Origin of the sequence: Mesorhizobium sp. M0217 (assembly GCF_040321955.1) — a bacterium.
In the GTDB taxonomy this organism is placed as follows: Bacteria; Pseudomonadota; Alphaproteobacteria; order Rhizobiales; family Rhizobiaceae; genus Mesorhizobium.
Genome location: NZ_JAMYSN010000020.1, coordinates 91,009 through 100,838 on the forward strand (window position 1 = coordinate 91,009; position 9,830 = coordinate 100,838).

The 9,830-nt window shown below is 59.9% G+C and carries 12 protein-coding genes and 1 pseudogene; 3 read left to right on the forward strand and 10 right to left on the reverse strand.

What is annotated here, in order from left to right:
- Positions 1 to 97: 97 nt before the first annotated feature.
- From ccoP to NKJ18_RS25250, 5 genes are all read right to left on the reverse strand, one after another.
- Positions 98 to 961: a cytochrome-c oxidase, cbb3-type subunit III gene (ccoP, locus tag NKJ18_RS25230; protein WP_023707014.1), complete on the reverse strand. Its 864-nt coding sequence runs from the start codon at positions 959 to 961 to the stop codon at positions 98 to 100.
- A gap of 2 nt (positions 962 to 963) precedes the next feature.
- Complete coding sequence (locus tag NKJ18_RS25235; RefSeq protein WP_023707015.1) at positions 964 to 1,113, reverse strand: CcoQ/FixQ family Cbb3-type cytochrome c oxidase assembly chaperone; 150 nt, start codon at positions 1,111 to 1,113, stop codon at positions 964 to 966.
- 11 nt (positions 1,114 to 1,124) lie between these two features.
- Entirely contained in the window at positions 1,125 to 1,856 is a 732-nt protein-coding gene (gene ccoO / locus NKJ18_RS25240) for a cytochrome-c oxidase, cbb3-type subunit II (protein WP_023716338.1), read from the reverse strand.
- Positions 1,857 to 1,867: 11 nt separating this feature from the next.
- Positions 1,868 to 3,478, reverse strand: coding sequence for a cytochrome-c oxidase, cbb3-type subunit I (gene ccoN / locus NKJ18_RS25245; RefSeq protein WP_023750566.1), 1,611 nt, complete (start codon positions 3,476 to 3,478; stop codon positions 1,868 to 1,870).
- Between the two features lie 553 nt (positions 3,479 to 4,031).
- Positions 4,032 to 4,778 (reverse strand): Crp/Fnr family transcriptional regulator, encoded by a 747-nt coding sequence (locus NKJ18_RS25250; RefSeq protein WP_023708062.1) that lies wholly within the window; start codon positions 4,776 to 4,778, stop codon positions 4,032 to 4,034.
- A gap of 152 nt (positions 4,779 to 4,930) precedes the next feature.
- Here NKJ18_RS25250 and hemN point away from each other — a divergent pair, with 152 nt between their 5' ends.
- Positions 4,931 to 6,280: an oxygen-independent coproporphyrinogen III oxidase gene (hemN, locus tag NKJ18_RS25255; RefSeq protein WP_023750565.1), complete on the forward strand. Its 1,350-nt coding sequence runs from the start codon at positions 4,931 to 4,933 to the stop codon at positions 6,278 to 6,280.
- A gap of 236 nt (positions 6,281 to 6,516) precedes the next feature.
- Here the strand turns inward: hemN and queE are convergent, their stop codons facing one another.
- The 4 genes from queE to NKJ18_RS25275 are packed head-to-tail and all read right to left on the reverse strand — an operon-like array spanning position 6,517 to position 8,563.
- On the reverse strand, positions 6,517 to 7,251 hold the full coding sequence (gene queE, locus NKJ18_RS25260; RefSeq protein WP_023708064.1) for a 7-carboxy-7-deazaguanine synthase QueE: 735 nt from the start codon (positions 7,249 to 7,251) through the stop codon (positions 6,517 to 6,519).
- Positions 7,248 to 7,604 carry a 6-carboxytetrahydropterin synthase QueD gene (gene queD / locus NKJ18_RS25265; protein ID WP_023673552.1) on the reverse strand — a complete coding sequence of 119 codons (357 nt, stop codon included), beginning with the start codon at positions 7,602 to 7,604 and terminating at the stop codon, positions 7,248 to 7,250. The genes queE and queD overlap by 4 nt, the downstream gene beginning before the upstream one ends.
- A complete protein-coding gene (gene queC, locus NKJ18_RS25270) occupies positions 7,604 to 8,302 on the reverse strand; it encodes a 7-cyano-7-deazaguanine synthase QueC (protein ID WP_023708066.1) in 699 nt (232 codons plus the stop codon). The genes queD and queC overlap by 1 nt, the downstream gene beginning before the upstream one ends.
- A 15-nt stretch (positions 8,303 to 8,317) precedes the next feature.
- Positions 8,318 to 8,563 (reverse strand): hypothetical protein, encoded by a 246-nt coding sequence (locus NKJ18_RS25275; RefSeq protein WP_156932578.1) that lies wholly within the window; start codon positions 8,561 to 8,563, stop codon positions 8,318 to 8,320.
- Between the two features lie 300 nt (positions 8,564 to 8,863).
- Between NKJ18_RS25275 and NKJ18_RS25280 the strand changes: the two genes are divergently transcribed.
- Positions 8,864 to 9,253 (forward strand): hypothetical protein, encoded by a 390-nt coding sequence (locus NKJ18_RS25280; RefSeq protein ID WP_023707022.1) that lies wholly within the window; start codon positions 8,864 to 8,866, stop codon positions 9,251 to 9,253.
- Between the two features lie 56 nt (positions 9,254 to 9,309).
- Complete coding sequence (locus tag NKJ18_RS25285; RefSeq protein ID WP_023685557.1) at positions 9,310 to 9,474, forward strand: hypothetical protein; 165 nt, start codon at positions 9,310 to 9,312, stop codon at positions 9,472 to 9,474.
- A gap of 186 nt (positions 9,475 to 9,660) precedes the next feature.
- On the opposite strand, the pseudogene NKJ18_RS25290 reads toward NKJ18_RS25285, so the two are convergent.
- Positions 9,661 to 9,830 (reverse strand): annotated as a pseudogene (locus tag NKJ18_RS25290) (IS1380 family transposase); the annotation flags it as partial.

Here is a 9,830-nt window from a genome sequence, read left to right on the forward strand (position 1 = left end):
CGGAAGCCGACTCATCGGTTCTGGATGATGCCGAGGCCCGGCTTGCGCCGGGCCTCGTCGCTTGGCGGGAGGGGGAGGACGAGAATAGGCTGCTTTCCTATTCTCCGCCGCCAAGCGAATGGATGTAGACCGCCAGTTCCTTGACCTTGATCTCGCCGAGGCGCGCGCCCCAGGCCGGCATCACGCCGTGTTTCGGTGCGGTTACCTGGGCGGCGATGGCCGCTTCGCCTGACCCGTAGAGCCAGATGGCGTCGGTCAGATCTGGAGCGCCGAGTTCCTTGTTGCCTTTTGCATTGTCGCCATGACAGGCCACGCAGTTTTCGGCAAAGACCTTTGCGCCCGGCGCGACCAATGCTTGATTGACGACGGCCCCCGACAGACTGGCGACGTAGGCGCTGACCTGTTTGATCTGGTCGGCGGTGATGATGTCGGCAAAGGCGGGCATTTCCGACAGGCGCGTATCCGGATCGGAGGCGAAGCGAATGCCATGGGTGATCGTCTGCTGAATCTGGTCCGCCTTGCCGCCCCACAGCCAGTCGTCGTCGTTAAGGTTGGGGAAGCCCTTGGAGCCCTGGGCGCCGGAACCATGGCACTGCACGCAATTGAGCTTGAACGCGGCACCGCCGGCGGCGACGGCGAATTCGCGCAGCGTGTCGTCCGCCGCGATCTCCGAAACACTTTTCGCTTCTATCGCGGCGACATATTTGCCCTTGGCTGCTTCAGCCTTGGATAACTCGTTCCCGACATCGTTGCGACTGGAATAGCCGAGCACACCCTTGGTTGTCGTGTGTAGCAGAGGCCATGCCGGATAAGCGATCGTGTACCCGATCGCCCAGACTATGGTGATGTAGAACGTCCAGACCCACCAGCGCGGAAGCGGGTTGTTGAGCTCCCGGATGCCGTCCCACTCATGACCGGTGGTTGAGATGCCGGAAACCTCGTCGATGTGATCGCTGCTCATGATCAGTCCTCCTTCAGAGGAATTTGAGCTGCTTCGCCGGCTTGCCTGCGGCTTCCGGGACGAACTGCAAAGGCAACAGATCCGATGAAGAAAAGAGCCATGGCAAGTAGGCCCCAGCTGTCGGCAATTTCCCGCATGAAATTGTACGTCATGGCCATTGTCCTCAGCGGTAGCCGGCGGTCTCATCGTAGTTCTTGAAATCGACCAGCGTGCCCAGCATCTGGAGATAAGAAACCAGCGCGTCCATTTCGGTGACTTGCTGCGGGTTGCCGTCGAAGTCGCCGATCTTGGCCTTGGGGTAGCGGGCCTCGAGGCCGGATGTGTCGGCGTTGGGATCAGCCTGCGCCATCAAATCGGCATTGGCGTTGGCGATCATGTCGTCGGAATAAGGGACGCCGACGCGCCTGTTGGCGACCAGATGCGTCGAGAAGTCCTTCACCGCGATCGGCTTGTCCTTAAGGAAGGCATAGCTCGGCATGATCGATTCCGGTACCACGGACCGTGGATCTGTCAGGTGATCCACGTGCCACAGGTTGGAATACCGGTCGCCAACGCGGGCGAGATCCGGTCCGGTGCGCTTCGATCCCCACTGGAAGGGGTGGTCGTATATCGACTCGGCCGCCAGGCTGTAGTGGCCGTAGCGCTCGACCTCGTCACGGAACGGCCTGATCATCTGGCTGTGGCAGAGGTAGCAGCCCTCGCGGACATAGATGTTTCGCCCGGCAAGTTCGAGCGGCGAGTAGGGGCGCATGCCTTCCACCTTCTCGATCGTATTATCGAGATAGAAGAGCGGCGCGATCTCGACGATGCCGCCGATTGTCACGACCAGCAGCGACCCGAGGAGGAGAAGTGTAGCGTTCTTCTCGATGACCGCGTGTCTGTTCATCAACCTCATTTTCCGTCTCATCATCGCGCAAGCTGGAGGGCGGGGGTGGAGCGCGGCATCGGATCCTGCTCGCGCCGGTAGCCGAGGATGGTCATGGCGATGTTCCAGGCCATGATCAGGGTGCCGGAGAGGTACATGGCCCCACCGATGGCGCGCATGATGTAATAAGGGTGCATAGCGGCCACGGTTTCGGCGAAGGAGTAGACCAGGAAGCCCTGCTCGTCGTATTCGCGCCACATCAGGCCCTGCATGATGCCGGACACCCACATCACCGCGGCGTAGACAACGATGCCGAGCGTCGCCAGCCAGAAATGCCAGGTGACGAGCCTGAGCGAATAGAGGCGTTCACGGTTCCAGAGCTTCGGCACCATGAAGTAGATTGCGCCGAACGAGATCATGCCGACCCAGCCGAGTGCGCCGGAATGGACGTGGCCAATGGTCCAGTCGGTATAATGCGACAGCGAGTTGACCGTCTTGATCGACATCATCGGGCCTTCGAAGGTCGACATGCCGTAGAAGGCGATGGCCATCACCATCATGCGGATGATGGGATCGGTGCGCAGCTTGTCCCAGGCGCCCGACAGCGTCATCAGGCCGTTGATCATGCCGCCCCATGACGGCATCCACAGCATGATCGAGAACACCATGCCGAGCGTCTGCGCCCAATCGGGCAGGGCGGTGTAGTGCAGGTGATGCGGCCCGGCCCAGATGTAGAGGAAGATGATTGCCCAGAAATGGACGATCGACAGGCGGTAGGAATAGACCGGCCGGTTGGCCTGCTTGGGCACGAAATAGTACATCATGCCGAGGAAGCCGGCGGTGAGGAAGAACCCGACGGCATTGTGGCCGTACCACCACTGCGTCAGGGCGTCCTGGACTCCGGAAAATGCGGAATAGCTCTTGGAGCCGAGAAAGGAGGCCGGCATCGACAGGTTGTTGATCACATGCAGCATCGCGATGGTCACGATGAAGGAAAGATAGAACCAGTTGGCGACGTAGATGTGCGGTTCCTTGCGCTTCAGGATGGTGCCCAGAAACAGGATCAGGTAGCCGACCCAGACGATGGTCAGCCAGATGTCGACATACCATTCGGGTTCCGCATATTCGCGGCTCTCGGTGATGCCGAGCAGATAACCTGTCGCGGCCATGACGATGAAGAGCTGGTAGCCCCAGAACACGAACCAGGCGAGATCGCCACCGAACAGCCGAGCGCGGCATGTGCGTTGGACGACATAGAGAGACGTGCAAAGCAACGCATTGCCGCCGAAGGCGAAGACGACGCCCGAGGTGTGCAGAGGCCGCAAGCGGCCGAAGTTGAACCAGGGCTGGATGTTGAGATCGGGATAGGCAAGCTGCAGCGCGATGACCACCCCGACCACCATGCCAACCACACCCCAGAACATGGTGGCGATGGCGCCGTAGCGGATTGGCCCGTCCATGTAAGCGGACGGGTCGATCGGAGCGGCAGGCTTGAACTCAGTGTTACGCAGTAGGATCGCAGTGAAGCCAGCCAAGGCGAAGAACAAGACCCACATATGCTGGCGAAAGGGTTCATCCACCCCAGCGCCAGCCGCCACCAAAGCCGCGAATGCGAACAGGCTTAGAAGCACGATTTCTTTGCCGAATTTCATCGCAAGCCCCGATTTCCAATTCCGGCGGATGCCAAACCGCGGTGCCTTATTGCGCAGCCGTCGCCTGCTCGCCCTGATCCATGTCAGAGCCGCACCATTTTGCTCGAGCAGCATCGAGTTCGGTGCGATCAGACTGCGACGATCGAATGTGGAAGCGCACCACCGGCCGCCCGTTTATGGATGGGGCCTGGCGTCCCGGTCGGGCCCCGGGTGCGGAGGCGACCGCGGGCGTGTGGGGGAGCGCACCTTCTGCGACGCTGGAAAGCAGGTCGACGCCTTACCGAACCCCGCGTTCAATGCCTTGGAACAGCCAGCGCCAGCGTTACGCTGCCGTCGTGACATTCATGGCTTGGGGAGACGGCGATTTTCCCCTGCGGATGAGGCGTATTGACTTCGGCCAAGTGTGGATGCTTCGCCGACGAGCCGAAAGGCAACTGGCGCATACGATCGGATGGAGAACGGGCTGTCGCTACGCGACTTCTTCTGAGCCCAACGCGAGCATGCCCTGCCCCGAATGAAGTAAGTGACGGGGGCCATGCAGCTTCTGCGTCATTCAAACGGCTGTAGCGCCTCGGCCGCCGCAGCGCCGTTCCAGCCGGCTCATGCTGTCCACGGTGACGCGGCGGTTGTTCTCGATCCGAATCACGCCGTCCATTCTCAGGCTGGTCAGCTGACGGCTCACGGTCTCGTTTGTGATTCCAAGGAAATCAGAAATGTCGGCACGCGTCATCGGCAGCTCGAAGCACGTCGAGCTAGCCGTCGGGTCAACATTGGAGTCGATGTTCCGGGCAATCATGAGGAGAAAGCTCGCCACCTTCTCTGGTGCGGTCTTGCGCCCCAGAGTCACCATCCATTCGCGTGCCTCGTCAAGTTCGTTCAGCGCCTGCTTGAGCAGGCGATGCACAAATTCGGGTGACTGCTTCATCATCCGTTCGATGGCCGCTCTGGGAAACGAGCATAGCGAGACAGCTGTTGCCGCTTCCGCATTAATCGCACTTTTCATCTTGAAGGGCCGACCCAGAAAATCCGGGGCGAACTGCAGGCCGACAATCTGTTGGCGTCCATCTGACAGGCTCTTCGTGAGCTTCACCACGCCTGAAAGCACGTTCGAATAACAGTCGACCGCCTCGGCGTCGCCGATCAGTTCGACCCCCGGCTCGATATTGTGCCGCGACGACGTCTTGGCGAGCTGAGCCAAATGGTCTGGCTCTAGCGCGCCACAGACACCGCGGCGCCGTGCCTCGCAAGACAGGCAAAGAACGGGGATGCCGGAACTGTGAATATCCTGCCGTAATGTCATTCGATCGCTCTACCGGTCCGTGCGGGCAGGATAGCATCCACGGTAGAAAAATCCTTGCGGCAGTTTGTCCGTGCTGAAGGTTGATCGAAATCAGGGCTTAGGCTCATCCAAGCATCCACAGTTCGGGCGAGGCAAACACGGTGGACCACGACATGCGACAAAAGCTAGTTGCCAGATTTGGCGAGAACGTCCCGCGCTACACGAGCTACCCGACCGCGCCGCATTTCAATGCAAGCGTTGACGCTACCGTTTGTCGTGGCTGGCTACAGCGGCTCGATGAGGGCGACGAAATCTCGCTCTATCTGCACATCCCATACTGCGACAAGCTTTGCTGGTTTTGTGCCTGCCATACCAAGCAGACACGCCATTACGAACCGGTGACGATCTATCTCCGCTCACTGCATGCCGAGATCGCTACCGTCGCCGGTCTTGTTGGAGGCAAAGGTCGTGTGCGTGCCGTCCATTTCGGCGGTGGTTCGCCGACCATGCTCAAGCCCGAAGATATGGTGGCGCTGGGAACCGCCCTGCGCAACAGCTTCGGCTTTCTTCCCGGCGCCACGATCAGCGTTGAAATCGAACCCAACGATATGGACGATGCCCGCCTCGATGCGCTTGCCGAAATCGGCATGACCCGTGCGAGCCTCGGCGTTCAGGATTTCGATCCGAAGGTGCAAAAGGCGATCAACCGCGAGCAGAGCTTCCTGCAGACCAAGACGGTCGTCGACGGCGTTCGTTCGCGCGGCGTCGAATCCGTCAATCTGGACCTGCTCTATGGTCTGCCGCACCAGACCAGGGAAAGCGTCGCTTCTACGGTCACGCAGGCACTGACCCTGGAACCGGATCGGATCGCACTGTTTGGCTACGCGCATGTACCGTGGTTCAAGAAACATCAGACGATGATCGACGAGGCCTGGTTGCCGGGTCCCGCGGAGCGCTTTGCCCAGTCGCAACTGGCTGCACAGGCGATTGTAGACAATGGATACGAGGCAATCGGGCTCGACCATTTCGCCAAACCAGGCGATGCGCTGGCGATTGCGGCACACACCGGGACTTTGCACCGGAACTTTCAGGGCTACACGGACGATTGCTGCGAAATCTTGATCGGGCTCGGCCCGTCATCCATTAGCCAGTTTCGGCAAGGCTATGCGCAGAACATGCCTTCAACTAGCGAATATAGACGCATGGTTGATGACGGCGGGCTGGCCGCTGTTCGGGGTATCGCACTTTCCAACGACGACCGCGTTCGCGGCTGGATCATCGAACGTTTGATGTGCGACTTCGCCTTCTCGGCCATCGATCTGGTGGAACGCTTCGGCGAGGCCGGCCAGAGGCTCCTCCTTCAGTCAAGTTCCATGGCCCTCCACGATCCGGTTCGATTGCTTGAACTTGATGGCGACAGATTCGTTGTGCCGGCTGAAAGTCGCCCTTTCGTCCGAAGCATCGCGGCCAGGTTCGACAAATATTTCGAAGCTGGAACGGCCAGGCACTCGGCGGCAGTCTGAGCACTCAGAGGAACGGTCATGCCTCTCAGTCGATCATGGACCGCGGTACGTTTGTTGATCGGCGACCGTCTATCGAGACAAGATTCTGAGCGGACCAGACGCGTCTTGGCGCAGCGACGATATCGTCCGCTCGAGCCCTGCCTGTCGGATCATGGTTGTCGGCGACAGCTCCCTTCGACCTGAACCACCCGTTCACCCGAATTCTGCCGGCGCAGTTCCAGTGGAAAGGGCCTGGGCTAGACGGCTCTCTTGTTACCCCAGAGCACAACGTGCAGCTGCGGCAGCACGCGGGCCTCGAACCATCTGTCGCGGGTCACGCTGTCAACCAGCCACTCCATGCGCTTCAATATTCCGTCAAGGTCGACAGGCGCGTCATCATTTGTGGGGTGTGGCGGCGTGTGATTGCCGGGCTGCAGATAGATCGGAAGTTGCGGAAATTGCGCAGCGGCGTCTTTCGCGTAGGTGTAGTCCCTTTCGTCGAAAACAATGAGCTTGAGCACGACTTGGGGCTTGCCTTGTGCCGCCTGGAGGCACGCCTCGACAGCGGCCCAATCTGTCGTCATTCGGCTTGACGGCGGCTTTGGGCTGAGGATCAGCACGTCAAGCTGCGCAAACCAGTCCCTGGCAAGCGACCCTTGGGTTTCCAGCGCAAAACGGTAACCGTCACCATGGCCCCGGTCGATGAGCGCGCCGAGCGGCTGGATGGCCGGATTGCCGCCTGATAGCGACACCATCACCGGGCGGCCACCGGAAAGGGCAAGCACATTTTTCCACACCGCCCCAACGGACATCATCTCCCATTCATGCCGGAATTGATTGTCCACAGCATGGAGGCTGTCGCACCAGGAACAGCGATAGTCACACCCGCCGGTTCTGACGAAGATCGTCGGCAAACCTATGAGCACGCCCTCGCCCTGGATCGTCGGCCCGAAAATCTCGCTAACGCGGATTGCGGGATGAGTATTCGTCATGGCCGGTATTCCGCCCAGGTTTTCGGCGTTTCGCTCACCCGCACGGCCGCGGTTTCGCTCAGGCGTGCCTTGCACCAGTCGTAGAAATGTCTGGCCAGATATTCCGCCGTGACTTGCTCGTGTCCCAGCACGTCGTTGAGATGCCGGTGGTCGAAGCTCTCGTCGATGTAGCGTTTGAATGGCGCCAAGTCGTGGTAGTCGCGCACGAAGCCGTGATCGTCCAGTCCATCCGCTGAAAGCTCCACTTCGACGATGTAGTTATGTCCGTGCAGGCGCGCGCATTGGTGATCGGGTGGCAATGAGGTGAGCTGATGCGAGGCTGAGAAGTGGAATTCCTTGGTGATGCGGAACATTACGCGGTGGTCCTTCGCAGCGCTCCGAGCCAGAAGTCGGAGTCCTCATACTCGGTTGGGTCCGGGTGCCCAGCGATGTGAAACGCCTCACGCCGCTCGACGCAGGTCCCGCACCTCCCGCAATGACGCTCGGCGCCCTTGTAACAGGACCAGGTCTGCGCAAACGGCGTGCCGTATGTGGCTCCATCCATAACAATGTCCGCCTTCGTCAGGTTCACATAGGGTGCATAAAGGCGAATCTGCGCGTAGCCGTCGAGCGCGTGGTCCTGCATCATCTGGAAAGCGTCGATGAAGGCCGGACGGCAATCGGGATAGACAACGTGATCCCCACCATGCACGGCCGTCGCCACTGCGTCAGCGTCTTGCGCTGCGGCGAGGCCGAAGGCAATGGCCAACATGATGGCGTTCCGGTTGGGCACCACCGTTATCTTCATCGTGTCTTCCGCATAGTGCCCGTCGGGCACGTCCACATTGTCGGTCAGCGCGGAGCCGGAAAGGTCGCCGCCGATCTCGTGGATATCGATGATTCGCTGCGGGACACTCAGGCGCTCCGCGCAAAGGGTGGCGAAGCCCAATTCCTTCCTATGCCGTTGGCCGTAATCGAACGATAGCAGGCCGGTCAGCTGGTGCTCCGCTGCCACCTTGTGGGCAAGAGTAACGGAATCCAATCCGCCGGAGCAGACGACGAGAGTCTTCATCGTTGGATCCTTGTTTTAACCGGGTAGGCTGCGACCGGAGATTTCTCTGCGCTCCAGTACTTCAGGAAAACCATTTTGTGAAGTGAACGGAGACCAATTCGTGCGCTTGCGTGCGATGCGCAAAAAGCCATCGCGGTGAGCTGCAAGGACACTGACTGGCGAGACGTCACCCTTCAGCGGAATGCTCAAAGTCGAACGCTTCTCGGGGACAAAGTTCTCGACGAGCAGAGCCTGTCGGTCCCGAGCGCCGAGCGACTCCATTGCAACGGTTTCGGAGTACAAAGCTGAGATGGGCTTGCCGCAAACAGCTCACTTACCAGGGATGTTCAGCGATGCCGAAATCCAGATATCGGGGTGGATTATGAGATCAATGGTCGCGACAGCTTTGGCTGGCCTGCTCCTCGCGCTTCGTAGATGCAGCGCATTCCACGTCAGGATCATTTTGATGAGCACGCCCTCAATGGATAACCGGCGAACCCTGAATAACCGGTCGTGAGCCGACATCTGTGAACAAGCGGTGTGGTCGATTGCAATCACCCATGTCTTGCGCACAGGTACCTTATGGCAGTGGATGAACTGAACTTGATGGTTTTACAGATGGCAGTCGAAAGCGTCCGCTCGCTCTCGTTGAGCTTCGCTGAAAAAGCCGCCGAGATAGCCACCAGGAGCCGCGGCAGCCTGCTTTTCAACGTGCGGATCGACGGTGACGCGCAGGTCCAGCGGGTCGCAGCCATCCGATATCACGGCGGCCAATTCGGCGTGCTGGCGTTAGACGGACACGGCCTAGTTACCCACTATTGCATCGTTAACGGTATGTTCTCACATTACATTGCGGCCTTGGAGAGCTGGCACAGGATGCCCCTGTCGATGCAGGCCAAGATGGATGCCAACGACAATGCCCGTCTCTTCGTAGCGGCGTTGCGGGATGCCGGACATATGCTGGGCACCTAGCATTTGGCCAGAGTGCATCTCTGAATTTGCAAGTGCATCACTGCGATGGCGCCGGCATGATCGTCATGCTCGAAAAGGGCTGCGGCGGCCGCGGCAAAGCGGTCGCCGCGATGATGGTGTCAACGGCGTTGCATCGATGCGAGCGTTTAGAACAGAGGTCTCCTCCTGGCATCGAGCGCATGCAAGGAGCTACGCAAGCGCAAATGTATCAAGTATTTTGAAGGGACGACCCCTCATGCATACTTAGCTGCGATGCTCGGGCGGCATAAGCCTCGTTGCCATCTAGCCGCCTTGATGCACGGCGATAAGCTTTTGACGGCCTGAAGCGACGCTGTGGTCGCCGTTGCGGTGCTTTTCCACGCGCCTCGTCAGGCGCCGGGATTGCTCCGGCGTGATGGCAGGCGGGGGACGAAGCGGATATCGCCACCGTGGGCGCCGACCTCGACCCGCGCGATGATGCGCTCGACGCGGCTCCAACTAGCGGCGCCGTCAATGAGCTCCTTGAACATGCGGACCTTGCCTCTCTTGGCCGACGCTTCCAGGCGTGCTGTCGTGCTGGCCTCCAGATCCGCCACAT

What these genes read in the sequence shown, in the direction of transcription:
- ccoP (WP_023707014.1), bottom strand. Translation starts at nt 961, where the DNA reads ATGAGCAGCGATCACATCGACGAGGTTTCCGGCATCTCAACCACCGGT.
- NKJ18_RS25235 (WP_023707015.1), bottom strand. Translation starts at nt 1,113, where the DNA reads ATGACGTACAATTTCATGCGGGAAATTGCCGACAGCTGGGGCCTACTT.
- ccoO (WP_023716338.1), bottom strand. Translation starts at nt 1,856, where the DNA reads ATGAGGTTGATGAACAGACACGCGGTCATCGAGAAGAACGCTACACTT.
- ccoN (WP_023750566.1), bottom strand. Translation starts at nt 3,478, where the DNA reads ATGAAATTCGGCAAAGAAATCGTGCTTCTAAGCCTGTTCGCATTCGCG.
- NKJ18_RS25250 (WP_023708062.1), bottom strand. Translation starts at nt 4,778, where the DNA reads ATGACATTACGGCAGGATATTCACAGTTCCGGCATCCCCGTTCTTTGC.
- hemN (WP_023750565.1), top strand. Translation starts at nt 4,931, where the DNA reads ATGCGACAAAAGCTAGTTGCCAGATTTGGCGAGAACGTCCCGCGCTAC.
- queE (WP_023708064.1), bottom strand. Translation starts at nt 7,251, where the DNA reads ATGACGAATACTCATCCCGCAATCCGCGTTAGCGAGATTTTCGGGCCG.
- queD (WP_023673552.1), bottom strand. Translation starts at nt 7,604, where the DNA reads ATGTTCCGCATCACCAAGGAATTCCACTTCTCAGCCTCGCATCAGCTC.
- queC (WP_023708066.1), bottom strand. Translation starts at nt 8,302, where the DNA reads ATGAAGACTCTCGTCGTCTGCTCCGGCGGATTGGATTCCGTTACTCTT.
- NKJ18_RS25275 (WP_156932578.1), bottom strand. Translation starts at nt 8,563, where the DNA reads ATGGAGTCGCTCGGCGCTCGGGACCGACAGGCTCTGCTCGTCGAGAAC.
- NKJ18_RS25280 (WP_023707022.1), top strand. Translation starts at nt 8,864, where the DNA reads ATGGCAGTGGATGAACTGAACTTGATGGTTTTACAGATGGCAGTCGAA.
- NKJ18_RS25285 (WP_023685557.1), top strand. Translation starts at nt 9,310, where the DNA reads ATGATCGTCATGCTCGAAAAGGGCTGCGGCGGCCGCGGCAAAGCGGTC.